This is a genomic window from Pseudomonas migulae (assembly GCF_043225285.1).
GTDB classification, from domain to species: domain Bacteria; phylum Pseudomonadota; class Gammaproteobacteria; order Pseudomonadales; family Pseudomonadaceae; genus Aquipseudomonas; species Aquipseudomonas migulae_C.
Window position 1 is genome coordinate 2,005,773 of the sequence record NZ_CP171224.1, and the last position, 26,937, is coordinate 2,032,709.

Below are 26,937 nucleotides of genomic sequence, written 5' to 3' on the forward strand. Positions count from 1 at the left end.
CGATGTGGTCCCTCAGCGCCTGGCGTCGCCGGCGCATTCTGGCCAGGCACCCGATTGCCGACGACATGTGGCAGCGGGTGCGCCATCACCTGACTTTTCTCGACGGCATCAGCGCCGCTGAAGACCAGTGGCTGCGCGAAGCCAGCGTGCTGTTTCTCGAAGACAAACACCTGACCGCCCTGCCCGGCGTCGAACTCCATCAGGAACAGCGCCTGCTGCTCGCGGTTCAGGCGCAATTGCCCTTGCTGAACCTGGGCGACCTGAACTGGTATCAGGGCTTCCATGAAATCGTCCTCTACCCCGACGATTTCCTCAGCCCCCAGCGCCATCGCGACGCCAGCGGCGTCGAACACGAGTGGGACGGCGAACACAGCGGTGAAGCCTGGCAGCAAGGTCCGATCATCCTCGCCTGGCCCGGGGTGATGGCCAGTGGTGGCTGGGAAGGCTACAACCTGGTGATCCACGAACTCGCGCACAAGCTCGACATGCTCAACGGCGACGCCAACGGCCTGCCGCCGCTGCACGCCGACATGCGCGTCAGCGACTGGGCCAGGGTCATGCAAGAGGCCTACGACGACCTCGACCAGCAACTGGAGCGCAACCCGGACGCCGAAACCGCCATCGACCCCTACGCCGCGGAAAACCCCGCCGAGTTCTTCGCCGTCACCAGCGAATACTTCTTCAGCGCCCCGGATTTGCTGCACGAGGCTTATCCACAGGTCTACGAACAACTGAGTCTGTTTTACCGGCAGGATCCGTTGGCCCGGCTGCGGCAACTTCTGGCCGAAGACCCGGTCTATCAGGCACGCGACTAAGGTCTACCCGACTTCTGGTCCGTAGCAACGGCTGCGGAATATGCCTATAATCGCCGCCACTTTTTGGTCAATCCGGCCAAGTGTTTTTGGTCAACTAACGGGGGCACCGCCCAATGAGCTACAGCAAGATTCCGGCTGGCAAAGACCTGCCGAACGACATCTACGTCGCGATCGAGATTCCGGCCAACCACGCGCCGATCAAATACGAAATCGACAAAGACAGCGATTGCCTGTTCGTTGACCGTTTCATGGCCACCCCGATGTTCTACCCGGCCAACTACGGTTACATCCCGAACACCCTGGCTGACGACGGTGATCCCCTCGACGTGCTGGTCGTGACGCCTTACCCGGTGGCTCCAGGTTCGGTGATCCGCGCTCGTCCGGTCGGCATCCTGAACATGACCGACGACGGCGGCGGCGATGCCAAAGTCATCGCAGTCCCACACGACAAGCTGTCCCAGCTGTACGTCGACGTAAAGGAATACACCGACCTGCCAGCCCTGCTGATCCAGCAGATCGAGCACTTCTTCGCGAACTACAAAGATCTCGAAAAAGGCAAATGGGTGAAAATCGAAGGCTGGGCCGGTGCAGACGCCGCCCGCGACGCGATCACCAAATCGGTTGCTGCCTATAAAGGCTGAGACGCCACTGGCTTTGCGCCACTGACGACTTGAAAAAAACCCCGGTTGATCCGGGGTTTTTTGTGGGCGTTTGAAAGGTGCATAAACGAGGGGTTTATCAACCGCTCACAGCGGTTTTTCCTTGTTTAATTTTTACCAAAGACGTCTTACATCAGGACTTAAAATTCCCGCGAGTTTTGAACGGTTTGTTGAACAAAAGCCTTATGCACCGCCGTTAGACTCGTGTTTATGAAAAAGACTAAATCCTGCGGTGCACGCTTCAAAATGGTTCTGGAAGAGCTCGACATCACGACCACGGGTTTTGCCGACGTCCTGAACATTTCCAGAGCCCAAAACGTCCATAACTGGTACACCCGCGGAGTGCCCCACTACCGCATGGAGGATATCGCCAGACGACTGTCCGTAAACAGCGAATGGCTGAAAACCGGCGAAGGTCCCAAACACGCCAAGGCGTTGCATCTGGTTGACGATTCAGGCAACACCTTCGATGCCCAGTCGATCCGCGGCACCTACCGGGTCATCGAGCCAATCGATGTCGAATTGCCGTTTTACAAAGAAACGGCCATCACCCCCGGCTCCGACAAAACCCATGTCATCAAGGACCCCAGCGAATCGATCCGCTTGCCACGCAGCAATCTCGACTCCCTGGAAATCATTCACGCCGATGCCATCTGCGCACGCATGGTCGGCAACAGCATGGCCGAAAAAATCGCAGACGGCTCCATCGTCGCGATTGATCGCGGCCTAACGCAAATTGTCGACGGCGAGATTTACGCCATAGAGCACGACGGCATGTTGCGCATCAAGTACCTGAGCCGGGTCCCGGGCAATGCGATTCGCATGCGCAGCCACAACAGCGCCGAATACCCGGATGAGGTCTTCAGGCCGGCGCAAATTGAGGCAGAGAACATACGCGTGCTGGGATGGGTGTTCTGGTGGTCGACGTTAAGCAAACGCAGGCCGCCGGTGCCGTTCCTGTAACACCGCGCTGGGAATTCTCCAAAAAAATCAGTATGCTGCGCCCCACATTTGCGCATCACCCCGCTCCGCGGCACTGATCGCACCGACAAGGCAGATGATTTTCTCGCCGAGTCCCACAGCCGGACGCAAGATCCGGGTGTACGTTTTGAAGGCTGGCGCGGTTTACCAAAAATGAACCAAGCCAGTCCCCGAGAAGCCGGCCACAAGCCGGCTTTTTAATGTCTGGAAGATAGCCATTAATCAGAGGTAGTTCCTCATCACCCCCACCAAGCCCTCAGCCGAAGAAGACTCAAAACAACGCTCATCGGTAAAGCAAGAAGCGCTCATCGAAGTGGATGAGGCGTTTGCAGTCATGGTTGTTGACCGGCTTGTAGCGCCGCAACGCATCAAAGTCAGCCTGGACAATCTTGACTGTTTGGCCTCGGCTTTAGAAAACGAATGAACACTCTGAGTCGGTCTGCAAGCAGCTGACTTATTTACGCCAGTGTCATTTCCGCAATTGGGCAGCAAGCTGCTGCACAATTGAAAGTCGCAGCATTCCTCGGCTTTAAGCCCTCACGGATAACTAAACCCCTTAACCAACGTCAACTCCCCCACCGCCCGCATCGGCACCAGAAAAGTCTCCAGCTTCTCGTTCGGTGTCCCTTCCTCGGTAATCACCGTCACCTGCGCGGTCGTCAGCGGCTGAACCGCATCCTCCTGCCCTTCCTCATCACTCCGATACCCACCGCCAAAGTAGTTCACATACACCAGATACTGACCCTTGATCGGCGCCGGCATGGCGAAGATTTCCGGGCCGTAGCCGGTGGTGACGTCGACATCCAGCGCCGCGCCGTTGGGTGCGACACGATCGCCGTACCAGATGTGCGCGCCATCCGGCGTGATCAGGTGCAAGTCCAGGTCTGTCCCGTCGCTGTCCCACGCCAGCAATACCCGCAACTTCGCCGGTGTCGCGCCGCCGCTGGCGTTGAGGAATTGCGTGCGACGGCGTTGCTGGCCATCGGGGCTGCGGACTTCGACGCTGTTGCTGCCGTTGGGAAAGGAGAACGGTCGGTCGAAGCGTCCCGCCGGGTCGATTTTGAGCGGCATGCTGACGCCGTTGACGATCAAGCGTCCCGGTTCGGCGGACTTGGGGGTGGCTTTGATCTGGCCGGTGATGCGTGCGGTGTTGGCCTGGCCCGCCGGGGTGTTCACCGAGGAAGCCGGGTAGTTGACGGTCTGGCGGAAGTTTTCACCTTCGCCCTCGGCCGCGCCGGTGCGCCAGCCGCCGACGGGGGTGTCGAGGTTCACGCCGGCGGCAAAGGTCGGCGGCAACACGCTAAAAGAACAAAGGAACAGGAAGACCTGTGGATAACGGAGTTTCATGACCTATTCCAGCAAGAGGTGGCGGGCGAGCCCTTCGATGTAGGTTTCATCCTGGCCATTGGGGTGTGCTTCGAAGGCCAGGTGCAGGTATTCGTGGGTCAGGTCGAGACGGTCTTGCAGCGAGAGCACGCCGCGCACGTAGATGCGCTGACGCTCGCGGTCGACGTAGGGGCGGCCGAAGGCCAGGCGGCAGACGGCGAAGGTGCTGATTTCGTTGTAGCCGGTTTCGCTTTCGAGGCGTTGGCGCCAGCCGCGGCGCTGGGTTTGCAGCCAGTCTTGCGCGGCGGGCAGCGCCTCGCAGGAGGCGACGGGGTTGTCCCAGCGGCTGAGGCTGGCACGCGGGTAGGCGTGCAGCAGGATGGCGTCGTAGCGTTGACCGGCGTTGGCTTGCTCGACGGCTTGCTGCCAGGAGAGTTTGTCCGGGCCGGGTTGGTCGGAGTGGTAAGTGACGGTGCTGCCGGCGAGGACCAAATCGCTGGTCCACGCGGCGATGTGGCGTGACTCCGTCGTCGCCGGGCGCGGGGCGACGCGCTGGCGGCTGCTGCTGTCGTCGATGCTCAGGCAGTCGCCGTTACGGGTGGCGTTTTGCAGCAGGTAGGTTCTGATCGCGATGGCCAGGGCCTTAGCCGCCTCAATCGGTTCAGGCCTGGCTTCTCGCTGGAGGACGCGGGCGACGTATTCTTCGCGGTCCAGACGGGCGACCAGTTTGTCCTGCAACAAAAACAGCTCGCCGTCGCTGTGGATGTCGAGCTGGTTGCCGTTCAAGAATTCGACGCGAAAATCACCCTGCAACGGACCGGACGCTACCACTCGATCCCCGGAAAGCACCCGTCCGATCGGGTAGTGCGAAAACAATCCAACCTCGACGCAGCGCCCCGCCTCCGCAGGCCATTCAACCGGCAACACAGAGGCCAGCGCCTGACCATAATTGCGCAGAACCATCTGACTGGTCCCGGGTCCACCGGCCCAGATTGGCGTGCCATCGGCCAGCCAACCGGCAAACCCGCCCTGCCGCGACAAGGGGTCCTGATCGCCCAGCCAGCTCCAGGTTTTCACCCGCAACCGGCCACCGAGTTCGCCGACGACATTGCCGTCAGCGGCGTTCAGCACCACGTCCAGCAACACCCGACGCGCCTGATCTTGCGCGGGCATCACCGCCAGCACCTTGAGCAACTCCGCCACCGAAACACGCATGGAAGGCTGCAACGAAGGCAAATTCAGCAACCACTCCGGCGCTTGCCGTGCCTGCCAGTACTGGCGCCAATCGGCGTCGACGATGCCCAGCCGCGCAGGCTCGAAGTACAAGCCGCAAGACTTCGCCAGCGCCTGATCACGCTCGATCTTGCCGCCTGCGGAGCAGCAATAGACTTCCTCTTTCGACTGACCGCGACATTCGTAAGGCGACTCATGGGCGCCGGTATCCACCAGCCAGCCATACACAAACAACTTCCACAGACTGCCCAATGGCGCTTGCACATCCGAAGGCAACGGCTCGCGGGAAATCACCTGGGTCCGGCTGAGCGACAACAACTCACCCTTGAAGCCCAGTCGCAGCGGTTCGTCCTGCGCTGTCGCCAGCGCAGGGATCAAACACAGCAGCCACCCGAGCACACGCCAGGGCATATCAGTTGACCGTGACCTGGCCAAGCGCCGGTTTCTGTTCCTGAGCCTGATGTTGTGGCGCGTAAACCTGGGTGAAGCGCACCGGCGGCAGGTTGAACTGGCCCTTTTGCGAGAAGCGCACCAGGTGACGCAGCCGCAGTTCGCCGCTCAAGGCATCCACCGGAATCGCATACGCCATCTGACCTGGCTCGGAACGCGCCTTCTCCAGCGCGGTCGGTTCAGTGCCCGCCTTGCTCATCAACTTGATGCCCCACGTGGTGCGCTCGACATCGGCGCCCGGCGGCAGCGGCACTTCGATCATGCCGTAGCGCAGCGGCTTGGCGGCTTTACTGGTGATGATCACCTCGTCCAGATACAGGCTGTCGCTGGACAACGGTTTACTGCCGACCGCTTCAAGCTTGAACTCGAACGCTTCATCGCCCGGTACCAGACGCGACAGGCGACGGGTGATGGTCACCGCCATCGGCTCAACCGGCGCCTGTCTGGTCTGGAAGCTCAGCGCGGCACGCAGCGGACGCTCTTGCGTCCCGGTCAGCGACAGCACTGACGGCACCGGCGTCGGCCCCTGCCACGTCCAGAACATTTCACCGGTATCACCGTAGTTTTTCTTCCAGCCTTCACCCGGCGCCAAAGCGATGGTCGGCGAAGCCTGTTCAATGCTGCGTTGCAACCAGGTCAGCGCCAACGCGCGTTCCAGGGTCGATTGTTGTGGCAGCAGACGTTGCAGCAAAGATTGCGCGCGGCTCTGATCGAAGCTTTGCAGCGACAGGTTCAAGGCTTCGGCAAACGGTTGCGAACTGACGGCCAGACGCTGTTGCGCATCGGGCAGCTGGCGGTTGAACGGCTCCGGCAAAGTGACCTTCGATTGCTTCGCCAACGCAGCAGTCAACGTCCGCGCCGCCGCCAGACCGAGCGCCGAATCCGGATCGCTCATGACGAGGCTGTCTTCGCCATCCTCCATCAGGTTCGCGGCGCTGCCCTCGCCGGCTTGCGCCAGGTCGTCCATCAAGCCGCTGAGCAAAGTGTTCACCGGCAATTGCATCTGCTTGGCGAACGACAGGATCAACGCGCGCTGCAACAACGGCGTGTTTTGCGCCTGCTTCGAATACACCTCCAATACCCGCTGCCAATGCTCCGGCGGCAGGCTCAGTTCCAGCGCCTGGCTGGCGTGCCAGTCGGCGTAATAGGCGTAAGCGGTGAGGAACGCGTCCGGCTCGCCGTCCATGCCCCACCAGGTGAAGCTCGCGGATGGCCCGGCCATTTGCACTAGACGCAGACGGCTGTTCTGCATGATCAGGCGCAAGCGATCGCGGATCTGTGGATTCGAGGACAAGGTCGGATAGGCGATGCTCAGCGGCAGCAAACGACTGGCCGTCTGCTCGACGCCGCCGTAGGGATAGCTGAGCAAGTCATCCAGCGCCGAACGGAACAGCGCTTGCGGGCTGTCGTCCAGACGCAGGCGAATATCCGTCGCGTCTGCCGGCAAGGTCAGCGGTGTGTCGCCACTGGCCACGTCCAGGCTTTGGCTTTGCGTGACCTGCCAGCCTTCGCCGGTCGCGGTCAGGCGCACGGCCAATGCGTCAGCGGTCTTGCCGTCCTGCACCAGCTCGGCGGTCCACTCGCCCGAGGCCAGCGCAAACGCCGGCAACGGGATGTAATTGATGCCATTGTTCAGCGTCACGGAAACACGCTGTTCAGCGCCGGCGTAATGAATCACCAGTTCCGCCTTGACCGGTTTTTCGGCCTGGCTGAAGGCGAACACACCGAGGTCCGGTTTGTCGCCGGTGCGGAATCGGGTCGGCCCGCTCCACTTCAGGTACAGCGGTTTTTCCGAGCGCACGAATTGCTTTTTCTGCCCGACCTGACCGTCTTCGGCAATCGCTCGCGCGGTGATGCGCCAGCGGGTCAGCGAGTCCGGCATCTTGAAGGTGAAACGGGTTTTTCCGTTGGCATCGGTGATCAATTCCGGCTGCCATGCGGCGGTGTCGACGTCTTCACGACGCGGACGCTCCAGCACCTTTACCCCGCGCTCGCTACGGTTGGCCTTGCCCGGCGCGCCGGGGCTGCCCGGCAACGCGACGTCGTAGCTGATGAACGACAGACTGGCGCTGGTGCGCACGTTGTTGCGGCGCGGGTGATAGAAGAACTGGTCGATGGTCGGCGCGACTTCCGGTTGCAGCGCGTAGACCATTTCATCCACCACACTGACCGTCAGGTGCGCCGGAATCGGTTTGCCGGCGAACTGCGTGGTCAGGTCCACGGACACGGTATCGCCCGGTTGATAGGCCTCTTTATCGGTGGCGATGGCCACGTCGATCTGCGGCGCAATCACCTTGATCCCGGCGTTCTGGAAGCTGTACTGGCCGCCCTTGGTGTACAGCACCGAGAACGTCAGGTTCGGCGCGAAGTTATCCTTCACCGGGATGCGTGCGCGGTATTGAGTGTCGCTGAGTTTTTCCATCTTCAGCCAGTCGCCGCCCTTGGACATCAGCGCCGTGGCCTCGACCTTGTCGCGCTCCAGCGACAGCAAAGCATCGCTCACCGGCTCCGGGAACGTGATCAGCGCGAGAGCTTCGTCGCCGGCCTTGTATTCGGGTTTGTCGAGGACGATTTCCACGGTACCCGGCACGGCTTTGACGCCATCGCCGGTGACGGAATGCCCGGTGGCACCGACCACGCGACCATGGTTATCCTTCAACGTCAGGTTGTAAGTACCGGGACGTTCGAAGGCCAGCGTGAAGCCTTTGTCACTGACGGCGAGTTTGCCTTCAGCGGTGCTCTGGTCTTCCAGGCGCACCCAGCCGTAGCTGCTTGGCGTGACGGCTTTGCTCTGCTCGCTGCCACCTTCGTTGACGTAGCTGAACGCGACCTTGTCGCCCACCGCACTGAAGCGCTGCGGCGCGCTCAGGCGGAAGCTGGCGGCGCCACGGTCGATGAGGATTTCCTTGGTGGTCTTGACCCGATACGCCGCGCCATCGCTGGCAAACACCGTGAGCATGTAGCGGCTCGGTTTCTCGGCGGCGGGCAGGTCGAGGGTCGCGTTGCCTTTGGAATCGGTGGTCAGTTCGGCGCTGGTCAGCTCCACCGGGAATTGCCCGAGGTATTGCAGCTCGTTGTCGACCATCGACAGTTGCTGGGCGCGCAGACTCAGGCTCAACTTGGCGTTCGCGACGGGTTTGCCGTCCGGGTACAACAACACCAGGCTGCCTTTCACCGGCTCGCCGGTGCGGTAATCCTGCTTGGCCAGGTTCAGCGAGATTTCGAAGTGCGGTTTGATGTATTCGGCGACACGGAAGGCACTGCTGTAGGCCTGGTCCTTGTAGCTGAAGCGCAACTCATAACCGCCCGCCACCGCGTTATCCGGTAACTGGAAACGGCCTTGGGTGCCGGCCTTGGCATCGAGTTTTAGCGCCAGGGATTGCAGCGCGGTGCCAGTGGCATCGAGCACGGTCACGTTGACATCGGCGGCCGTCGGCAACACCGAGTCACGGGCGTTCTTGAACTCGCGCCCGACGATTTTCAGCGACACCCAATCCCCCGGCCGATACAGCGGCCGGTCGGTGAAGGCATAGAGTTTGGTGTCGTAGATTTCACTGTCGTAATAGAAGTTTTCGGAGACGAACACCCCGCCCTCTTCATCCTCGCCGATCACGAACGAACGTTCGGGGCTGACGTGTTTCAGGCGCAGCAAGCCTTCGGCATCGGTGGCACCGCTGCTCATCACGCCAAGGCCGTCGGTCCACAGCACATTCACTTTCGGCACCGAACTGCCTTCGTGTTTGCGCGCCGCCCAAACCAGCAGTTCATCACCAGCAATCTTGCTCACGGCCACGGTGTTGGAAACGAAGACCATGGTGGTCGCGCGGTACTTGCCGATCAGCGCTTCCACCAGATAAAGGCCCGGTTTCAGGTTGCCCAACGGAATGTAGACGTTGCCCGGCGCGACGGAGACGAACTCGCTGGAGGAACCGGCGAGGTTCACGCCCGCAGGCGGCTGGATCGGTTTGGCTTGCCACAGCGGATAACGGAACTGGCTGACCACCGGCAGGCCCGGGATCAGGGCGAATTGCGGCTGCGCATCGTAAGGCGTTGGCGCGGCAATCGCGCTGCCCATCTTCAGCTCGGGCACTTCCTCGGTGACTTGTTTACGGGACTCGTAGGAAAACGCCCGCTGCATGACCCGACGGGATTTGCGGTACCAGTTGTCCCACAGGTACGCGAGGGTATTCGACAGGCCTTCGCCCTTGAACTGGCCATCGCTGACCACCCGGTGCAGGTTCTTCTGGCGCTTGAGGAAATCCAGCGGTTTGTCGATGCGGTACACGCGGATGTCGGCGCCGCCGTAAGGCTCCATGCGAAAACGGCGATAGTCGCGACCCGGTGCTTCGAGTCGCACCATCGCCTGTTCGTCGCTGGCGAAACTGCTGTCGGCCAGCAGGAAAAAGCTTTCACCGGCCACCGGCGTGTAGCCGCTCGGCTCGACGGTGTCTTCGGCATTCACCGCCGAAAATGGCAGGACCAACAGCAACAGTAGAGGCAGTAAACGCAGCATGCGGGCACCGATCATTGGGAGAGAAAGTTCAGTCGATAGACGCCGATGAAGTTGGGGTTGGCTGCGTCGGGTATCCATCGGGTGTCCTTCCATGTCATGAGTTGCTGCAGGCTCGCGGAACGCATGCCGTTGTCAGTGGGGGTGGTGGTGCCGGTGTGATAGGCGATGTAGCGGCCCATCCAGATCATCAGGTGCTGGTCGTCGCCCTGATCGAAAAACATCAGGTCGCCGGGGCGTGCTTGCGCGACGTCGCGACCCACCAGATGGCTGTTGAACTGGATCAGTTTGATCGCGTTGACGTACGGCCCGACCTTGCCGCCGCCCTGCTGCCATTGCTGGGCAAGACCGCGTTGCGCCTCGCTCAGTTGCAGCTCCGGCGGCAGGTAGCGGTTGGACAGGCCATTGCTGCGCAGCCATTTGTCGTCATGGACTTTCAGCGCTTCGTTGGCGGCGAAACGCACCAGGCCCGCGCAGTCCTGCTGATACCAGCGCGGGCTTGGGCCCTGGGTCAGTTGTTCCTGGGCGATGCGCACGAACCAGGCGCGGAACACCTGGGATTGCTGTGGATCGAGTGGCGCGGCTTCGCTGGCGAATGCGCGACTGCCCAGCAACACCGCCAGCAGGCCGAGGCCTCGGATAAGTGCGGTCACAGGGCTTTCCATTCCAGCGGCAGCCATTGCCAGTGGCCGTCGGGCTCGCTGCCTTTGGGCAAGGTCAGCGCGTATTTGCCGTAGCCGCCGAGCTTGCGCAGTTTTGGAATCAGGTAGGTTTGCGCGGCGTTGTAGAACACCGGCTCCATGTCCTGCGGCAGGCTGTCGAGGGTTTCCTGTTGCATGAGTTGCGCCATGGAATCCGGGCCGAAGTAGACCGGCATCAGCAGGTCCTTGGGCACCACGTCGGCCATTGGCGGGAAGCGTTTGTCGAGGGTGCCGAGGGCTTTGTCCACGAGCTTGTCATCGAGGGAAAACAGCAGCGTCGCACCGTGACGCGCCAGGCTGACTTTCATGAAAGCCTTGCCGGTGATGGCGTCCGGGTCTTCCGCGTCCTTAGCCTGGTATGGGCCGAAGTTGGAACTGACCTGGCGCTGCCACTGGTGATTGTCGCCTTCCTGTTTCTCGACCACCGGGAACGCATGTTCTTCGACGTTGCCTTCGTAAGCGCCGACCATCGAGCCGAACAACTTGCCCAGGTCGCCATCCAGCTTGGCGCTGTCACTGTCGTTCAGGCTGGCCACCAGCAGCGGCGTATACAGCCGCGAATCGGCGTACCAGCACAGGCCGGCGGCACCGGCCATGTGTTCGGTCAGCGCCTGGGCCACGGGTTCTTCGGCGCCGAGTTTCACCAGCAGCGGTTTCTGTTGTTCGGCCGCCAGCGGCAGCGCCACGCACGCGCTGGCGCCCATCGGCATGGCTTGCCAGATCGGTTTGAAATCGAAGTCGGGCTGGTTCTCCAGTTCGTCCATGGCAAGGAAGCTGTGCCAGCCCTTGTCGTCCATGTCGAAACGCAGGCCGGCGAAGTTCGGGATGAAGCGCTGGTAACCCATGGCCAGGACACTGGCGTTGACCGACAGGCGTTGTTTCACTTCCGGCGCGCGGGGTGGCAGGCCGAAGGCTTCGGGGAAGAGTTTCTGACCGCCGAGCAATGCTTCCAGCGATTGAGTCGAAACCATTCCAGGCTCATCGATCGGGCCATTACTGTTGTCGTACAGTTTCGAAGGATTGGACAGCACCACCAGCTTGTCGCCATGAGAGGCAAACAGCAGCGCTTTGCTGTTGTTGTAGGTGAGCTGATACAGCGGCACCGTATCGCCGGTGACCTTGATGTCACCGAGTTGTGTCAGCTGCGAATCATCCAGCGCGACTTTGGCCAGCGGCTCCAGCACCTTGGCCAGCCCCCCGCGATCCATCACCAGCAAGAAGTCTTTCAGACGACCATCCGCCCCGCGCCACAACGCGACATCCGCCGGTTGATCGAAGAGCTGTTCGATCAGGCTGTCCTGCAACTTCAGGTCATGCTCGTAAATGATCCGCCGCAGACTGCCGATCAATCCGAGACGATCGACGTGGGTTTCGTAATAGAAGACGAAATCTTCGGTCAGGGTTTCTTTGAGAAACGGCACCGCCAGCAAGTCCTTGGGCAACTGGCTCAAGGAATGGGTTTCGAGCAGACCGTCCGGGCGGCTCATGCCCAGTTTATCGCTGGCCAGCGCAGCCGGCGGCGCCTTGGGTTTGTGCATGAACCAGCCCAGTCCGGCCGCCACGCCAGCCACCAGGATCAGCCCGCCCAACAGCAACGGCCAGCGCCGGGAAGGTTTGGCGGCAGGTGCGTCAGCGGCCGGGGTAACAGTGTTATCGCTCATGTTCACGCTCATGTTCCCAAAGCTCGGCAATTCATCCGTGGAGCGGGATGCTTAATAGTTGAAAGTCTTGACCAGCAGCAGGTCACCGATCGCGCGCATCGGCACGATGAAGGTCTCGCGTTTTTCGTCGACGGTGTTTTCGTTGAGCACCAGGTTGATCTGCGAAGTGATCACTTCGTTCTGGTTGCTGGTCTCATCGAAGTTATAGCCGCCACTGCCGAAGTTGCCCCAATAGTTCACGTAAACCAGATAGGTGCCATGCAGCGGCGCGGTCATGGTGAACATTTCCGGGCCGGGGCCGTCGACGCCGTCCGGATCCAGGCCGCCGCCGTTGGTCAACGCCGTGTGGGCGAAAAACGCGTGCTGGCCGTCGGGGGTGATGATGTGCAGGTCGAGTTCGGCTTTCGGATCGTCCCAGCCCAGCACTACGCGAATCTGCGCCGGGGTGCGATGGTTGTTGGCTTCATAGAACTGGACGCGCTTGAGCGACTGGCCCTCGGCGCTGCGCACTTCGACGCTGTTGGAGCCTGCGCCAAACGCATAGGGCCGGGCGAAACGTCCTTCGTCGTCGGTGTACAGGTTCAGGGGATTGCCGTTGACCGCCAGGGTGTGGGGTCCGCGCTGGGTGCCGATGGCCTTGAGCTGGCCTTCGATCATCGTGCGATTGCGCTGCACGCCCCGGTCGATGGGCGGCGTGGGATAGGCGACTCGCGGGTTTTCGCTGCGATCGAGCAGACCGTTGTAGCGCCAACCGCCCACCGGCTCCGACAGCTCGGCCGTCGGTGCGGCGCAGGCAGAGGTCGCGCAGGCGAGCCCCATCAGCACTAGAAGAAATGAACGCATGTGACGCCTCCTGCCATGCATAACGAAACCTTGCGCCAGATCCTCGGCGCGTTACAGATCCAAATACTGCGTTTCGTCAGAAAGACCCGTGACTGATGGGTCGTAGAAGGCGCGAAGGTTAGCGATTTGGCGGGTTTTTCACAATCAGATACATCTTAAATTGCGGTGGAGGTCACGGTGATGGGTGGACGGTTAGCCGAATAGCGGTCTTATTCGGCTCACTAAATGAGCCGAATAATCCTCATCATTGCAGTACGGCGTACAAGATGGTCTGGCGGATGCCCACGTGCCCCCCTGTGGGAGCGAGCCCTGCTCGCGAAAAACGCCCGGCCACCACGTTCATCCAGACAACCCGCGTCATCGTTGACGTCCATCGCCAGCAAGCTGGCTCCTACAGTTTTGACCGTGTGAACCCGATCCCTTGTAGGAGCGAGCCTGCTCGCGAAAAACGCCCAGACACCGCGCTCCTCCAGACAACCCGCGTCATCGTTGACGTCCATCGCCAGCAAGCTGGCTCCTACAGTTTTGACCGTGTGAACCCAATCCCTTGTAGGAGCGAGCCTGCTCGCGAAAAACGCCCAGACACCGCGCTCCTCCAGACAACCCGCGTCATCGTTGACGTCCATCGCCAGCAAGCTGGCTCCTACAGTTTTGACCGTGTGAACCCAATCCCTTGTAGGAGCGAGCCTGCTCGCGAAAAACGCCCAGACACCGCGCTCCTCCAGACAGCCCGCGTCATCGTTGACGTCCATCGCCAGCAAGCCGGCTCCTACAGGGATCGGTGTGCATATCCAGATGAAGGATCGCGACCACAAAAGAGCCAGGTCGGCTACTAGGCCGCCTCGGCGGCTGTGGCGGTGGGCGCCCCCTCGAGAGGCCGAGTGGAGGTTCTGCGCAGTGGGCAACCCGGCATGGATGCCGGGTTAGCCGCCCCCGGCCGTGGATGGCCGATGGCGGCGGGCCCACGGAGCAGGACCGGAGCGAGGGGATGCCGAGCCTGGGCGAGGCACCGAACGAAAGGGGCAAAAGCGCTTGGTTACTTGGCGCTTTTCCAAGTAACCCGCCGTAAGGGCGGAACCACTATCAGCCATCACCCAAAAAACGGATATACACCCAACCAGACAATGCCCCAATTTGCCCATAACCCCCATGTCTGCTAGTGTCGCGCCGGTTTAACGTCAACCGGAAATCGCCGCCATGGCCCGCAAAAAAGCTGCACTGGATTTCGAACAATCCCTCGCTGACCTGCAAACGCTGGTAGAGCGACTGGAGAACGGCGAACTGTCGCTGGAAGACTCGCTGACGGCTTTCGAGCAAGGCATCGGTCTGACCCGCGATTGCCAGGCGGCGCTGGCCCAGGCCGAGCAGAAGGTTCAAGTGCTGCTCGAGCGTGATGGCGAGCTGGCCGAGGAACCCTTCGACGCGGATCAACCAGAATGATTGCAGCGTATTCGGCGACCAGCCAGGCCCGTGTCAACGCGGCACTGGAAACCCTGTTCAACCCGCCAAGCCCTGAACTGGCGCGTTTGTACGAAGCCATGCGCTACAGCGTGATGAACGGCGGCAAACGCGTCCGTCCGCTGCTGGCCTACGCCGCGTGCGAAGCCCTGGGCGGCAAGCCCGAGCAAGCCAACGGCGCCGCCTGCGCCGTGGAGCTGATCCACGCGTATTCCCTGGTTCACGACGACCTGCCGGCCATGGACGACGATGACCTGCGTCGCGGCCAGCCGACCACCCACAAGAAATTCGATGAAGCCTGCGCGATTCTCGCCGGTGACGGCCTGCAGAGCCTGGCCTTCAGCGCCCTGCTCGATCCGCGCCTGAGCACGTCCGATGCGGAAATCCGCCTGCAGATGGTCAGCGCCCTGGCGTTGGCCGCTGGTCCGGCGGGCATGGTCGGCGGCCAGGCCATCGACCTCGGTTCGGTCGGTCTGAAACTCGATCAAAAAGCCCTCGAATACATGCATCGGCACAAAACCGGCGCGCTGATCGAAGCCAGCGTCAAGCTTGGCGCCCTCGCCAGCGGCCGCGCCGAGAAGGACGAACTGAAGTCCCTGAAAGCGTATGCACAGGCCATCGGCCTGGCGTTCCAGGTGCAGGACGACATTCTCGACGTCGAAAGCGATACCGAAACCCTCGGCAAACGCCAGGGCGCCGACATCGCGCGCGACAAGCCGACCTACCCGGCCCTGCTCGGGCTCGACGCGGCCAAGGCCTACGCGCTGGAACTGCGCGATCAGGCCCTGCACGCGCTGCGACCGTTTGACGCGGCCGCCGAGCCACTTCGCGATCTGGCCCGCTATATCGTCGAACGCCGCAGCTGACAGCGTATCCGCCAAAAAAGAGCAACGCGTGGGCAGGGGCCGATGCATCAGGTAAACTGCCGCATCTTTTATACCTATAACGATTCGCCTGATGCCCACGACGTTTCATGAGATTCCCCGCAAGCGCCCGACCACGCCCCTGCTCGACCGTGCCAACACGCCGGACGGCCTGCGCCGGTTAGGCGAAGCCGAGCTGGAAACCCTGGCCGATGAGTTGCGCCTGGAATTGCTCTACACGGTCGGTCAGACCGGCGGGCATTTCGGTGCCGGCCTGGGCGTCATCGAGCTGACCATCGCGTTGCATTACGTCTTCGACACCCCGGACGACCGGCTGGTGTGGGACGTGGGTCATCAGGCCTATCCGCACAAAATCCTCACCGGCCGTCGCGAGCGCATGGGCACCCTGCGCCAGAAGGACGGCGTCGCCGCGTTCCCGCGTCGCTCCGAGAGCGAGTACGACACCTTTGGCGTCGGCCACTCCAGCACGTCGATCAGCGCAGCGCTGGGCATGGCGATCGCCGCCCGCCTGCAGAACAGCGATCGCAAGGCGATTGCCGTGATCGGCGACGGCGCGCTGACCGCCGGCATGGCGTTCGAGGCGCTGAACCACGCGCCGGAAGTGGACGCTAACATGCTGGTGATCCTCAACGACAACGACATGTCGATCTCGCGCAACGTCGGCGGGCTGTCGAATTACCTGGCGAAAATCCTTTCCAGCCGCACTTACGCAAGCATGCGCGAAGGCAGCAAAAAGGTCCTGTCGCGCCTGCCCGGCGCCTGGGAAATTGCCCGTCGCACCGAAGAATACGCCAAGGGCATGCTGGTTCCCGGCACGCTGTTCGAAGAGCTGGGCTGGAACTACATCGGCCCGATCGATGGCCACGACCTGCCCACCCTGATCGCCACTCTGCGCAACATGCGCGATCTGAAAGGCCCGCAATTCCTCCACGTCGTCACCAAGAAAGGCAAAGGCTTCGCCCCGGCGGAAGTCGACCCGATCGGTTACCACGCGATCACCAAGCTCGAGCCTGTCGATGCTCCGGCCGCAACGCCAAAAAAAGCCAGCGGACCGAAGTATTCGGGTGTGTTCGGTGAATGGCTGTGCGACATGGCCGCTGCGGATACGCGCCTGGTGGGCATCACCCCGGCGATGAAGGAAGGCTCCGACCTGGTAGCGTTCAGCGAGCGCTTCCCGCTGCGCTATTTCGACGTGGCGATTGCCGAGCAACACGCGGTGACCCTCGCGGCCGGCATGGCTTGCGAAGGCGCCAAACCGGTGGTGGCGATCTACTCGACGTTCCTGCAACGCGGCTACGACCAGCTTGTGCATGATGTCGCGGTGCAAAACCTCGACGTGCTGTTCGCCATCGACCGCGCCGGCCTGGTGGGCGAAGACGGCCCGACCCACGCCGGCAGCTTCGACCTGTCGTTCCTGCGCTGCATCCCCGGCATGCTGGTGATGACCCCGAGCGACGAAAACGAACTGCGCAAGATGCTCACCACCGGCCACCTGTACAACGGCCCGGCGGCGGTGCGTTACCCGCGCGGCAACGGCCCGAACGCGACGATCGAAAAAGACCTGCTACCGATCGAAATCGGCAAGGGCGTGGTTCGCCGCCAGGGCAGCAAAGTCGCCCTGCTGGTGTTCGGCGTGCAACTGGCAGAAGCGCTGAAAGTCGCCGAAACGCTGGATGCCACCGTGGTCGACATGCGTTTCGTCAAACCGCTGGATGAAGCGCTGGTTCGCGAGATCGCCGGCAGCCACGAGCTGCTGGTGACCATCGAAGAGAACGCGATCATGGGCGGTGCCGGTGGCGCGGTCAGCGAATTCCTCGCCCGCGAGAACATCCTCAAGTCGATGCTGCACCTGGGCCTGCCGGACAGCTATGTCGAGCACGCCAAGCCTGCGCAAATGCTGGCCGAGTGTGGCCTCGATGAAGCAGGAATCGAAGCCTCGGTCCGCCAGCGCCTGCACCTGCTCAATCTGTAAACCCGATCTCCCCTGTAGGAGCCAGCTTGCTGGCGATGGCGGTCTTGAGGACGCCATCGCCAGCAAGCTGGCTCCTACAGGGGACCGTGTTCCTTCCGTGTCTACGAATAACTCATGAATCTCTCCCGCCTCGCCCTGACGCTGACCCTCCTGCCGTCCGGCCCACTCCTGGCCGACACCTTCGAACGCGATCAAGCCCTGAAACTGCCTGACGTGCTGATCAGCGCCAATCGCCAGGTCGAAGCACGCAACGACAGCAGTGCCGCCAACACCGTGTTCACCCGCGAGGACATCGACCGCCTGCAACCGGGCAGCGTGACGGACCTGCTGCGTCGCGTGCCTGGCGTGCAAGTCGGGCAAACCGGCGGGCGCGGCAGCTTGCCGGGGATTTACATTCGCGGCACCAAATCGGCCCAGAGCCTGGTGTTGGTGGACGGTCAGCGCATCGGCAATTCGACGTCCGGCGACAGCAACCTGCAACACATCAACATCGAACAGGTCGAGCGCGTGGAAGTACTGCGTGGCTCCCGCTCGGTGATTTACGGCAGCGATGCGATTGGCGGGGTGATCCAGATTTTCACCCGTCGCGGTGTCGAGCAAGGCCTGCAACCGCGTCTGCACATAGGTTTTGGCAGCAACCAGACCTGGGAGCGCAGCCTTGGGCTCTCCGGTGGCGACGAGCAAACCCGCTTCAATCTCGGCGCCAGCCTCGATGAAACCGCCGGGATCAATCGCAGCCACACGTCGTATCCCAGCGATGGTGACCACGACGAGTACCGCAACAAATCCGTGAGCCTGAGCCTGAGTCACGCACTCACGGACGACATCGAAATCGGCGCCAATCTGATGGATAACCAGGGCAAAAGCGCGTTCGACAACCCGTTCGGCCGCTTCGACATGACCACCTTCGAATCAGTCCAGCAGCAGCCCTACAACGAATTCACGGTGAGCAGCCTCAGCAGTTACGTCGATGCACAAGTCAACGACGCCTGGAAAACCCGCGTCGAATTCGGCCACAGCGAAAACCGCGAGAAGACCTTCGACAAGCTCAGCGACGAACGCAGCGTGTTCAACACCTACCGCGATTCGCTGAACTGGCAGAACGACCTGACGCTCGATGCGCGCAACAGCCTGATCCTCGGTGGCGACTGGTACGAAGACCGGATCAACAGCAGCACCGCGTTCGACGAGGACAGCCGCTGGAACCGCGCGGCGTTTATCCAGCATCGCTATCAGGCCGACGGTTTCTCCACGGAGCTGGGCCTGCGCCGCGACCAGAACCAGCAGTTCGGCAGCCAGAACAGCTGGAGCGGCACCTTCACCCTACCGCTGAACCCGGACAACGACGTGTTGCTGACCTACAGCGAAGGCTTTCGCGCACCGACCTTCAATGATCTGTACTACCCGGATTTCAGCAACCCGGACCTGAAGCCGGAAACTTCAAAAAGCTATGAGCTGCAATGGCGCAGCCAGCTGACCGATAGCAGCCGCCTCGAAGCCTCGCTGTATCGCACCGACCTCAAGGACGCGATCATCTTCGGCAGCAGCGACCGCCCGGAGAACGTCGCCTCGGCGCGGATCAACGGGTTTGAAGCGGCATTGAAACAGGAGCTGTTCGGCTGGCAGAGCACCCTCGGCGTGGCGATCATCGACCCGCGGGATCGCGACAGCGGCCACACGCTGGCACGGCGTGCGCGGCGGACCTTGAGCCTGGACCTGGATCGGCAGTTTGATCGATTGGGGCTCGGCGCCAGTTGGCAGGCGGTTAGCGGCAGTTATGACGACGAAGACAATCGGCAGCCGTTGGGCGGGTATGCGCTGCTGGGGTTGCGCAGCAGTTGGGAGTTGAATCGAGAGATCAGGCTTGAGCTGAAGGTCGACAACGTGCTGGACAAGGGGTACAGCCGGGCGTTGTACAGCCATGATGGCAGTCAGTATGGGTATCGCGAGGAAGGTCGGGCGTGGATGTTCGGGGTGACCTGGACGCCTGACCTTTGAACTGAAATTTGTGTTGCTTGAACCGGCCTCTTCGCGAGCAGGCTCGCTCCTACATTGGATTTAGGAACGACACAAAACTCTTGTAGGAGCGAGCCTGCTCGCGATAGAGGCGACTCGGTCTCACCTGTCGGGCGCAATCAATTGGCAAAGCTTGGCCGTCGCCTCGATCATCTGCCCGCTCGGCCGCTCCAGCCCCTTGTCCGTCACCAACAACAACCGCCCCTGCGCCACCGCCGCCACCCGCGGCCACGACTTCCACGCCTCCAGCTGCGCCTGTTCACCGGCCAGAATCACCTCGGGATCACGCTGCAACACCGCCTCCACACTGACTTGCGGTGCCGGCAAGGTCAGGTCGGCAAACACATTGCGCGCACCGCACACTTCAAGCGCATCACTGATGATCTGCCCTCCGCCGACGGTGTACAGCGGTCGATCCCAGACCTGATAAAACACCCGCAACGGCTCGTCCCGCCGATAGCGCTGGCGCAGCACAGCCAGGCTTTGACGCAGATCGGCCGCCAGGGAAACGCCGCGCTCGGGCCGGCCGAGCTGCGCGGCAACCGCCTCGATTTGGGTGGTCAGTTGTTCAAGGCTGTGGGAATCAGCGACGTAGGTGGGAATGTTCAAGTGTTTGAGCTGTTCACGCTGCGCCGGGCCGACGCTGCCGGGCCAGAGCAGCAGTAAATCGGGTTTCAGGCTGAGCAAACGCTCCATGTCCAGCTGACCGTAGCGACCCACGGACGGCAGGTTTTGCAGTTCGGCGGGACGGTCGCCGGCATCGAGCACGCCGACCAGCAGGTCCGCCGAACCCAGCTCAACCACGATTTCAGAGAGTGACGGCGCGAGGCTGACGACGCGCTCGACCGCGAACGCCGCGCCGCTGACGGCCAACAGCAAAACCGCCAGCCCGATGCGTCGCATCAGCCGAGTTGACGCGGGATACGGTAGAGGTAGAACAGCACCGTGGTCGATAACGCCAGCAACACCAACGGCACTGCTTCAAGGCCGACGAATACCGCCAGGGCGCCGATCCACGCGGGCAAGCCAGCGGCGAGGAACGCCGCACGACGTTTGGCTGCGAGGGTGATCCACGCGGCTGGCTCTTCAGGGGTATCCAGGGATTTTTGCGTCGCGATCAACGCGTGTTTGTAGCCACCGAAAAACTTCAGGCTGACAAACATCGAGGCCACGCCGGCAATGAACAGCGGCATCGCCAGCACCGGCAGGATCGCCTCGCCCTGGCCAAACACGCCGTTGATCACGAACAGCGGCAACAGGGCCAGCGCCAGGTATTGCCACCAACTGACGGACAGTCGCCGCCGAACCTGACCACGGGTCACGCCCGGTCTACCTCGCCCTGGTGCTCGTTACCCATCATGTGGTCGAGCTTGCTGGCCTTGGTGGCCAGGTAGAGTTTGTTATGCGGGTTGTGGCCGGTGTGCAGCGGCACGCGCTCGGCGACAGTGATGCCCATGTCGGTCAAGGCCTTGACCTTGCGCGGGTTGTTGGTCATCAAGCGCAGGGATTTCACGCCCAGGTGCTCAAGCATCGGCAGGCACATGGCGTAGTCACGCTGGTCGGCGGCAAAGCCCAGGCGCTCGTTGGCTTCAACGGTGTCGGCGCCGCCGTCCTGCAATTCATAGGCGCGGATCTTGTTCAGCAGGCCAATGCCGCGGCCTTCCTGACGCAGGTAGAGCAAGACGCCCCGACCTTCACGAGCGATGGCCTGCAACGCAGCTTCGAGTTGCGAGCCGCAGTCGCAACGCTGGCTGAACAAGGCATCGCCGGTCAGGCATTCGGAGTGCAACCGGCCGAGTACCGGGGCACCGTCATCGAACTCACCGAGGCTGAGCACGACGTGCTCGCGCCCGTTTTCTTCATCGAGAAAGCCGTGCATGGTGAATTGCGCAAAAGGTGTTGGCAGCTTGCAAGCGGCGACAAAAACGACAGGCACCGGTGTGCTCCTGTTCAAAGTACTGGCGATTCGCAGACGCGGCATTGTAACAGCACGTTCCGACAGACGCTTAGGCTGAATTATGGGGCATAACGATCTAAAAGTTTGATCACAGCCCACGCGATAGCCCCTGTAGGAGCCGGCTTGCTGGCGATGACGATGGTTCAGACAACTTATTTGGTGACTGGACTGACGCCATCGCCGGCAAGCCGGCTCCTACAGTGACGCGGGATGTATGGTCAATTCTGGTCGAACGGATACGGTTGTTTCCAGCGTTCGAAGATCGGTTTCAGCCGGCCGTTTTTCACCAGCACCTCCATGCGCTGATCGAAAACCGCCATCAGTTTTCGCGCCTTGGGGTTATTGGCAAAACACAGGTACAGCGGCAGTTCCGCGATGTGGGTGCGGCGGAACTGGGTCGGATCCTTGGCCCGGCGGAGCACGTAATCCACCTCGGTCAGCGCGTCGATGTAATAGTCGGCGCGGTTGTGCATCAGCATCGACAGAATGCCGGTGCGCCGAATGACTTCGTTGTAGCGGGTAACGTTGGGCAGGTAATCCTGGAAGTCGTAGCCGCGCACCCAGGCCAGCCGGTAGTTGCCCAGCGTTTCGGCGGTGGGTACCGGACTGCTGGCCAACCCCAGGGCATAGATGTGATCGGTATCGTAATTCCAGTGCGGGTACAGCAGGTCGCTGACTTCATCGCGATAGCCGCCGACACAGGCGTCCACTTCGCCGCGCTGGGCCAGGCCGATGGAGCGGGTGTAGGGTTCGGTACGAATGTCCAGCTTGATGCCGGCCGGCTCGAAGACTTCGCGCAATACATCCCAGCCCAGGCCATGGCCATCGGCGGCGGTGTAGTCTTCCCAGTCTTCGCTGGCCAGATGGATCACCGACGGCGTCGTCACGGCCTCCCCCGCCTGAGCGAGTGAGCCGAACATTGCCAACAACACCATCACTGCCAACCAGCGTCGAGCCATCCTAGTCCCCTGTTTCGCCACTCAGGCGAAGATCCATACCAGCCCTTGCATCGCCAACCACGCAAACACCCCCGCCAGCACGTCATCGAGCATGATCCCGACGCCACCGTGCACGTGCCGGTCAATCCAGTGAATCGGCCACGGTTTGAGGATGTCGAAGAAACGGAACACCAGAAAACCCGCGAGCAGCCAGTACCAGCCTTCCGGCACCAGCCACAGGGTGATCCACATCCCGACCATCTCATCCCAGACGATGCCTTCGTGGTCGTGCACCCGCAAATCGTCGGCGACTTTGCCGCACAGCCAGAAGCCGAACAGCATGGTGATGCCCAGCATCAGCCAGTAACCCCAGTCGGGCAGCATCTGCCACAACGGGATAAAGGGTAGCGCAACTAACGAGCCCCAGGTGCCCGGCGCCTTTGGCAAGGTGCCCGAACCGAAGCCGAACGCCAGGAAATGCCAGGGATTGCGCCAGACCGACGGCGGTACGAATTCCGCCGGAACCTGTTTGGGATGATCTGTCACGGTGTCTCCCGAAAATGTTGATAGCCCCGTGTTTGCGGGGTGATGTCTTGCCCGGCGGTATCCAGCAGTACAACGCCCTGCCCCGCCACCACGCGCCCGATCACATGGATCGGCCAGCCATTGGCCAGCAACCCCGGTAACTCGACGGACGGTAAAGTGAAGGCCAGCACGTAATCGTCGCCGCCGCTCAACGCAGCGTCTTGCGCGCCCGCTTGGCCGAGGAACGCCACTAAAGCCTTCGACAGCGGGAGCCGGTCCCGTTCAACCTGAATGCCGACGTTAGACGCGAGCGCGATGTGCCCGCAGTCAGCGAGCAGGCCGTCGGAGATGTCCAGCGCCGAAGTCGCCTTGCCGCGCAATGCCTGGCCCAACGCGAGTTGCGGTTGCGGCGACCAGTAATGCGCCAGCAGCGGATCGGCGATGGCGGCTTCAGCGCTGCGCTGACCGAGCACCAGCGGCAAGGCGCCGGCGGCATTGCCCAGCTCACCGCCGACACACAGCAAATCGCCCACCTGCGCGCCGCTGCGGGTCAGCGCTTTACCGGCCGGGACTCGTCCAAACACGGTCATGGTCAGGCTCAACGGCCCGCGGGTGGTATCGCCGCCCACCAGCGCCACGCCACAACTCTGGGCCATGCGGTTCAAACCGCGGGCGTACGCCTCCAGCCAATCGGCGGTCACCGTCGGCAGGGTCAGGGCAAGGGTAAAGGCAACGGGAATGGCGCCCATGGCCGCCAGGTCACTGACGGCCACGGCCAGCGAACGCTGACCGAGCAGAAACGGGTCGCAAGGGTCGGCGAAATGCACGCCGGCCACCAGGGTATCGGTGGAAATTGCCAGCTGCTCCCCGGGGGGAACAGCGAGCAAGGCGCAGTCATCGCCGATCCCGAGAGCAACGCCTTCACCGCCCTGCGCACAAGGCGCGGCGGCGAAGAAATTACGGATCAGCTCAAACTCACCCATTGGGTATCCTGTCTCACCAATACTGTTCATTTTTTAGCGGCGTCTGGTGTCGCCATACTGCGTTGCCGCTCCTCGCCATAGCACGCTATGACTCGTCGCGGCGCCTTGTCTGGCAACACCAGTCACTCGCTAAAAAACGAACGTATCGGCGAGACAGGATACGATTCAAGCGCGAATCAGCGCTTGAACGCCTTGACTTCAGCTTCACGCAGACGCGGGGCCAGCTTGTCGAGTACGCCGTTGACGAACTTGTGGCCGTCGGTGGAACCGAAGACTTTCGCCAGCTCGATACCTTCGTTGATCACAACGCGGTACGGCACGTCGACGCGCTCGAGCAGTTCCCAGGTGGACAGGCGCAATACCGCCAGTTCAACCGGGTCCAGCTCTTCGATGGTGAGGTCGAGGCAAGGCTTGAGCGCGGCGTCGATCTTGTCCTTCTGCGCAGGAACCCCGTGGAGGATCTCGCGGAAGTAGGCACCGTCGACATCGCTGAAATCGTTATCGACCCGGAACTGCGCTTCGATCTCGTTCAGCGACTGCTTGGCCATGTGCCATTGGTACAGCGCCTGGGTCGCGAGCTGACGGGCTTCGCGACGCTTGACGCTTTTCGATGGCTTGCCGGCATCCGCAGGCTTTGGATCGCGCGGGTTGAAACGATCGCTATCGTCGCTAATCACTTGGCCTCCAACTGCGCCAGCAGGCTGACCATTTCCAGAGCGGACAGGGCAGCTTCAGCACCTTTGTTGCCGGCCTTGGTGCCGGAACGTTCGATGGCTTGCTCGATGGAATCAACGGTCAGGACGCCGAAGGCAACCGGTACGCCGAACTCCATGGACACCTGGGCCAGGCCCTTGGTGCATTCGCCAGCCACGTATTCGAAGTGCGGAGTACCGCCACGAATGACCGCGCCCAGGGCGATGATGGCTGCGAACTCGCCTTTCTGAGCGACTTTCTGTGCAACCAGCGGGATTTCGAAGGCGCCAGGCGCACGGATGATGGTGATGTCGCTTTCGCTCACGCCATGGCGAACCAGGGCATCAACTGCACCGCTGACCAGGCTTTCAACAACGAAGCTGTTGAAACGGCCCACTACCAGAGCGTAGCGGCCTTTAGGGGCGATGAAGGTACCTTCGATGGTCTTCAGGGTCATTCGTTAGTTCTCTTAAAGAGCCGGGACGCGTCTTCTACGCGTCCCTCAGTGATATTTGAACCGCGAATACAGGGCCGGGAACAACCGGTCATTATTCGGAGGGCACGTATTCTACAACTTCCAGATCGAAACCGGATATCGCATTAAATTTCATCGGCGAAGACATCAGGCGCATTTTACGCACGCCCAGGTCCCGCAGGATCTGCGAACCGGCACCGACAATGCTGTAGGTGGTCGGTTTTTTCGGGGCGGCGTGTTCGGCAGTTTCGCGGATGTGCGCCAGCAACACGTCGCCATCCAGCGGATGACCGAGCAACAGCACCACGCCGCTGCCAGCCTCGGCAACCGCGGCCATGGCGGCACGCAGGCTCCAGCGGCCCGGTTGCTTGACCATCAACAGGTCGCGCAGCGGGTCCATGTTGTGCACGCGCACCAGGGTCGGTTCTTCGGCGCAGACATTGCCCAGGGTCAGGGCCATGTGCACGTCGCCTTCCACGGAATCACGATAGGTCACCAGGTTGAATTGGCCCAGTTCGCTGTCCAGTGGCTGCTCGGCAATCCGCTGAACGGTACGTTCGTGGATCATCCGGTAGTGGATCAGGTCGGCGATGGTGCCGATCTTGATGTTGTGCTCGGCGGCAAACGCTTCGAGTTCGGCGCGACGGGACATGGTGCCGTCGTCGTTCATCACTTCGCAGATCACGCCGCTCGGCTCGAAACCAGCCATGCGCGCGAGGTCGCAAGCCGCTTCGGTGTGGCCGGCGCGCGCCAGGGTGCCGCCGGCCTGAGCCATCAGCGGGAAGATGTGGCCAGGGCTGACAATGTCTTCAGCCTTGGCGTCTTTCGCGGCAGCGGCCTGCACGGTGCGCGCACGGTCGGCGGCGGAGATCCCGGTGGTCACGCCGGTAGCGGCTTCGATCGACACGGTGAACTTGGTGCCGAAACCGGAACCGTTGCGCGGTGCCATCAACGGCAGCTTCAGTGTTTCGCAGCGCTCACGGCTCATCGGCATGCAGATCAGGCCACGGGCGTGCTTGGCCATGAAATTGATATGTTCGGCCTGGCAGCACTCGGCAGCCATGATCAGGTCGCCTTCGTTCTCGCGATCTTCGTCATCCATGAGGATGACCATCTTGCCTTGGCGGATGTCTTCAACCAGTTCTTCGATGCTATTGAGCGCCACAAGGCACCCCCTTGAGTCAGGATTTGAGGTAGCCGTTGGCGGCCAGAAAGCTTTCAGTAATGGTGCTGCCAGCAGTTGGCTCTGCGGCCTTGTCGCCCAGCAGCAGTCGCTCCAGATAACGTGCCAGCAAGTCCACTTCCAGGTTCACCCGGCGACCTGGCTGGTACGACGCCATGATGGTTTCGCTCAGGGTGTGCGGAATGATCGTCAGCAGGAACTCGGCGCCATCGACCGCGTTCACGGTCAGGCTGGTGCCGTCGACGGTGATCGATCCTTTGTGGGCGATGTACTTGGCCAGTTCTTTCGGCGCGCGAATGCGGAATTCCACGGCGCGGGCGTTCTCGGTGCGGGCAACCACTTCACCCACGCCATCGACGTGGCCGCTGACCAGATGGCCGCCGAGGCGAGTGGTCGGGGTCAGGGCTTTTTCCAGGTTGACCGGGCTGCCGCTTTTCAGATCGTTCATGGCGGTGCAGTCGAGGGTTTCGCGACTGACGTCCGCTGCAAAGCCGTTGCCTGGCAATTCAACCGCTGTCAGGCACACGCCGTTGACCGCGATGCTGTCGCCCAGTTTGACGTCGCTCAGGTCGAGCTTGCCGGTTTCTACATGGACCCGCACATCTCCGCCTTTTGGGGTCAATGCACGAATACTGCCGATGGATTCGATGATGCCGGTAAACATGGAGTCCTCC

The 26,937-nt window shown here is 61.8% G+C and carries 24 protein-coding genes; 7 read left to right on the top strand and 17 right to left on the bottom strand.

Annotated elements, in window-relative coordinates; translation table 11 throughout:
* Window positions 1-2: 2 nt before the first annotated feature.
* The 3 genes from ACF6ZU_RS09285 to ACF6ZU_RS09295 all read left to right on the top strand — a co-directional run bounded on the left by ACF6ZU_RS09285 (window position 3) and on the right by ACF6ZU_RS09295 (window position 2,437).
* Window positions 3-815: a zinc-dependent peptidase gene (locus tag ACF6ZU_RS09285; RefSeq protein ID WP_392891760.1), complete on the top strand. Its 813-nt coding sequence runs from the start codon at window positions 3-5 to the stop codon at window positions 813-815.
* A 113-nt stretch (window positions 816-928) separates the two neighbouring features.
* Window positions 929-1,456, top strand: coding sequence for an inorganic diphosphatase (gene ppa, locus ACF6ZU_RS09290; protein ID WP_007894323.1), 528 nt, complete (start codon window positions 929-931; stop codon window positions 1,454-1,456).
* A 228-nt stretch (window positions 1,457-1,684) separates the two neighbouring features.
* Complete coding sequence (locus tag ACF6ZU_RS09295) at window positions 1,685-2,437, top strand: S24 family peptidase (RefSeq protein ID WP_392891762.1); 753 nt, start codon at window positions 1,685-1,687, stop codon at window positions 2,435-2,437.
* A 555-nt stretch (window positions 2,438-2,992) separates the two neighbouring features.
* Here ACF6ZU_RS09295 and ACF6ZU_RS09300 read toward each other — a convergent pair.
* The 7 genes from ACF6ZU_RS09300 to ACF6ZU_RS09330 form a co-directional block, all read right to left on the bottom strand.
* On the bottom strand, window positions 2,993-3,802 hold the full coding sequence (locus tag ACF6ZU_RS09300; RefSeq protein WP_392891764.1) for a YfaP family protein: 810 nt from the start codon (window positions 3,800-3,802) through the stop codon (window positions 2,993-2,995).
* Between the two features lie 3 nt (window positions 3,803-3,805).
* Window positions 3,806-5,425 carry a DUF2300 domain-containing protein gene (locus ACF6ZU_RS09305; protein ID WP_392891766.1) on the bottom strand — a complete coding sequence of 540 codons (1,620 nt, stop codon included), beginning with the start codon at window positions 5,423-5,425 and terminating at the stop codon, window positions 3,806-3,808.
* A 1-nt stretch (window position 5,426) separates the two neighbouring features.
* Window positions 5,427-9,992, bottom strand: a complete 4,566-nt coding sequence (locus ACF6ZU_RS09310) for an alpha-2-macroglobulin (protein WP_392891767.1) — start codon at window positions 9,990-9,992, stop codon at window positions 5,427-5,429.
* Window positions 9,989-10,639, bottom strand: coding sequence for a DUF1175 domain-containing protein (locus ACF6ZU_RS09315; RefSeq protein WP_392891769.1), 651 nt, complete (start codon window positions 10,637-10,639; stop codon window positions 9,989-9,991). The genes ACF6ZU_RS09310 and ACF6ZU_RS09315 overlap by 4 nt, the downstream gene beginning before the upstream one ends.
* Window positions 10,624-12,336 (bottom strand): DUF2138 domain-containing protein, encoded by a 1,713-nt coding sequence (locus tag ACF6ZU_RS09320; protein ID WP_392891771.1) that lies wholly within the window; start codon window positions 12,334-12,336, stop codon window positions 10,624-10,626. Before ACF6ZU_RS09320 ends, ACF6ZU_RS09315 begins: the two co-directional genes overlap by 16 nt.
* A gap of 51 nt (window positions 12,337-12,387) precedes the next feature.
* A complete protein-coding gene (locus ACF6ZU_RS09325; protein WP_392891773.1) occupies window positions 12,388-13,179 on the bottom strand; it encodes a YfaP family protein in 792 nt (263 codons plus the stop codon).
* Between the two features lie 221 nt (window positions 13,180-13,400).
* Window positions 13,401-13,931: a hypothetical protein gene (locus tag ACF6ZU_RS09330; RefSeq protein WP_392891775.1), complete on the bottom strand. Its 531-nt coding sequence runs from the start codon at window positions 13,929-13,931 to the stop codon at window positions 13,401-13,403.
* Window positions 13,932-14,376: 445 nt separating this feature from the next.
* Here ACF6ZU_RS09330 and ACF6ZU_RS09335 point away from each other — a divergent pair, with 445 nt between their 5' ends.
* From ACF6ZU_RS09335 to ACF6ZU_RS09350, 4 genes are all read left to right on the top strand, one after another.
* Entirely contained in the window at window positions 14,377-14,619 is a 243-nt protein-coding gene (locus ACF6ZU_RS09335; protein WP_007894317.1) for an exodeoxyribonuclease VII small subunit, read from the top strand.
* On the top strand, window positions 14,616-15,503 hold the full coding sequence (ispA, locus tag ACF6ZU_RS09340) for a (2E,6E)-farnesyl diphosphate synthase (RefSeq protein ID WP_392891778.1): 888 nt from the start codon (window positions 14,616-14,618) through the stop codon (window positions 15,501-15,503). Before ACF6ZU_RS09335 ends, ispA begins: the two co-directional genes overlap by 4 nt.
* Window positions 15,504-15,594: 91 nt before the next feature.
* Window positions 15,595-17,493 (top strand): 1-deoxy-D-xylulose-5-phosphate synthase, encoded by a 1,899-nt coding sequence (gene dxs / locus ACF6ZU_RS09345; protein ID WP_392891780.1) that lies wholly within the window; start codon window positions 15,595-15,597, stop codon window positions 17,491-17,493.
* A 114-nt stretch (window positions 17,494-17,607) separates the two neighbouring features.
* A complete protein-coding gene (locus ACF6ZU_RS09350) occupies window positions 17,608-19,491 on the top strand; it encodes a TonB-dependent receptor domain-containing protein (RefSeq protein WP_392891782.1) in 1,884 nt (627 codons plus the stop codon).
* Between the two features lie 120 nt (window positions 19,492-19,611).
* On the opposite strand, the gene ACF6ZU_RS09355 is transcribed toward ACF6ZU_RS09350, so the two are convergent.
* The 10 genes from ACF6ZU_RS09355 to ACF6ZU_RS09400 all read right to left on the bottom strand — a co-directional run bounded on the left by ACF6ZU_RS09355 (window position 19,612) and on the right by ACF6ZU_RS09400 (window position 26,927).
* The gene (locus tag ACF6ZU_RS09355) at window positions 19,612-20,412 is read right to left on the bottom strand and encodes a cobalamin-binding protein (RefSeq protein ID WP_392891783.1); all 801 of its coding nucleotides are present in this window, start codon (window positions 20,410-20,412) and stop codon (window positions 19,612-19,614) included.
* Window positions 20,412-20,831, bottom strand: coding sequence for an MFS transporter (locus ACF6ZU_RS09360; protein ID WP_392891785.1), 420 nt, complete (start codon window positions 20,829-20,831; stop codon window positions 20,412-20,414). The genes ACF6ZU_RS09355 and ACF6ZU_RS09360 overlap by 1 nt, the downstream gene beginning before the upstream one ends.
* Window positions 20,828-21,445 (bottom strand): GTP cyclohydrolase II, encoded by a 618-nt coding sequence (gene ribA / locus ACF6ZU_RS09365; RefSeq protein ID WP_392891787.1) that lies wholly within the window; start codon window positions 21,443-21,445, stop codon window positions 20,828-20,830. The genes ACF6ZU_RS09360 and ribA overlap by 4 nt, the downstream gene beginning before the upstream one ends.
* Window positions 21,446-21,684: 239 nt before the next feature.
* Window positions 21,685-22,425 carry a substrate-binding periplasmic protein gene (locus tag ACF6ZU_RS09370; RefSeq protein WP_392891789.1) on the bottom strand — a complete coding sequence of 247 codons (741 nt, stop codon included), beginning with the start codon at window positions 22,423-22,425 and terminating at the stop codon, window positions 21,685-21,687.
* A 21-nt stretch (window positions 22,426-22,446) separates the two neighbouring features.
* Complete coding sequence (locus tag ACF6ZU_RS09375; protein ID WP_008033735.1) at window positions 22,447-22,950, bottom strand: phosphatidylglycerophosphatase A; 504 nt, start codon at window positions 22,948-22,950, stop codon at window positions 22,447-22,449.
* Window positions 22,947-23,912, bottom strand: a complete 966-nt coding sequence (gene thiL, locus ACF6ZU_RS09380) for a thiamine-phosphate kinase (protein ID WP_392891792.1) — start codon at window positions 23,910-23,912, stop codon at window positions 22,947-22,949. Before thiL ends, ACF6ZU_RS09375 begins: the two co-directional genes overlap by 4 nt.
* A 176-nt stretch (window positions 23,913-24,088) precedes the next feature.
* Window positions 24,089-24,589, bottom strand: coding sequence for a transcription antitermination factor NusB (gene nusB, locus ACF6ZU_RS09385; protein ID WP_214379096.1), 501 nt, complete (start codon window positions 24,587-24,589; stop codon window positions 24,089-24,091).
* Window positions 24,586-25,062: a 6,7-dimethyl-8-ribityllumazine synthase gene (ribE, locus tag ACF6ZU_RS09390; RefSeq protein WP_003228649.1), complete on the bottom strand. Its 477-nt coding sequence runs from the start codon at window positions 25,060-25,062 to the stop codon at window positions 24,586-24,588. The genes nusB and ribE overlap by 4 nt, the downstream gene beginning before the upstream one ends.
* 91 nt (window positions 25,063-25,153) lie before the next feature.
* The gene (gene ribBA, locus ACF6ZU_RS09395; RefSeq protein WP_392891796.1) at window positions 25,154-26,245 is read right to left on the bottom strand and encodes a bifunctional 3,4-dihydroxy-2-butanone-4-phosphate synthase/GTP cyclohydrolase II; all 1,092 of its coding nucleotides are present in this window, start codon (window positions 26,243-26,245) and stop codon (window positions 25,154-25,156) included.
* Between the two features lie 16 nt (window positions 26,246-26,261).
* Complete coding sequence (locus tag ACF6ZU_RS09400; RefSeq protein ID WP_008059524.1) at window positions 26,262-26,927, bottom strand: riboflavin synthase; 666 nt, start codon at window positions 26,925-26,927, stop codon at window positions 26,262-26,264.
* Window positions 26,928-26,937 lie beyond the last annotated feature (10 nt).

Bases quoted from the DNA above. Each gene is read 5' to 3' on its own strand.
- ACF6ZU_RS09285 (WP_392891760.1), top strand. From the start codon at position 3: ATGTGGTCCCTCAGCGCCTGGCGTCGCCGGCGCATTCTGGCCAGGCAC.
- ppa (WP_007894323.1), top strand. From the start codon at position 929: ATGAGCTACAGCAAGATTCCGGCTGGCAAAGACCTGCCGAACGACATC.
- ACF6ZU_RS09295 (WP_392891762.1), top strand. From the start codon at position 1,685: ATGAAAAAGACTAAATCCTGCGGTGCACGCTTCAAAATGGTTCTGGAA.
- ACF6ZU_RS09300 (WP_392891764.1), bottom strand. From the start codon at position 3,802: ATGAAACTCCGTTATCCACAGGTCTTCCTGTTCCTTTGTTCTTTTAGC.
- ACF6ZU_RS09305 (WP_392891766.1), bottom strand. From the start codon at position 5,425: ATGCCCTGGCGTGTGCTCGGGTGGCTGCTGTGTTTGATCCCTGCGCTG.
- ACF6ZU_RS09310 (WP_392891767.1), bottom strand. From the start codon at position 9,992: ATGATCGGTGCCCGCATGCTGCGTTTACTGCCTCTACTGTTGCTGTTG.
- ACF6ZU_RS09315 (WP_392891769.1), bottom strand. From the start codon at position 10,639: ATGGAAAGCCCTGTGACCGCACTTATCCGAGGCCTCGGCCTGCTGGCG.
- ACF6ZU_RS09320 (WP_392891771.1), bottom strand. From the start codon at position 12,336: ATGAGCGATAACACTGTTACCCCGGCCGCTGACGCACCTGCCGCCAAA.
- ACF6ZU_RS09325 (WP_392891773.1), bottom strand. From the start codon at position 13,179: ATGCGTTCATTTCTTCTAGTGCTGATGGGGCTCGCCTGCGCGACCTCT.
- ACF6ZU_RS09330 (WP_392891775.1), bottom strand. From the start codon at position 13,931: ATGGACGTCAACGATGACGCGGGCTGTCTGGAGGAGCGCGGTGTCTGG.
- ACF6ZU_RS09335 (WP_007894317.1), top strand. From the start codon at position 14,377: ATGGCCCGCAAAAAAGCTGCACTGGATTTCGAACAATCCCTCGCTGAC.
- ispA (WP_392891778.1), top strand. From the start codon at position 14,616: ATGATTGCAGCGTATTCGGCGACCAGCCAGGCCCGTGTCAACGCGGCA.
- dxs (WP_392891780.1), top strand. From the start codon at position 15,595: ATGCCCACGACGTTTCATGAGATTCCCCGCAAGCGCCCGACCACGCCC.
- ACF6ZU_RS09350 (WP_392891782.1), top strand. From the start codon at position 17,608: ATGAATCTCTCCCGCCTCGCCCTGACGCTGACCCTCCTGCCGTCCGGC.
- ACF6ZU_RS09355 (WP_392891783.1), bottom strand. From the start codon at position 20,412: ATGCGACGCATCGGGCTGGCGGTTTTGCTGTTGGCCGTCAGCGGCGCG.
- ACF6ZU_RS09370 (WP_392891789.1), bottom strand. From the start codon at position 22,425: ATGGCTCGACGCTGGTTGGCAGTGATGGTGTTGTTGGCAATGTTCGGC.
- thiL (WP_392891792.1), bottom strand. From the start codon at position 23,912: ATGGGTGAGTTTGAGCTGATCCGTAATTTCTTCGCCGCCGCGCCTTGT.
- ribE (WP_003228649.1), bottom strand. From the start codon at position 25,062: ATGACCCTGAAGACCATCGAAGGTACCTTCATCGCCCCTAAAGGCCGC.
- ACF6ZU_RS09400 (WP_008059524.1), bottom strand. From the start codon at position 26,927: ATGTTTACCGGCATCATCGAATCCATCGGCAGTATTCGTGCATTGACC.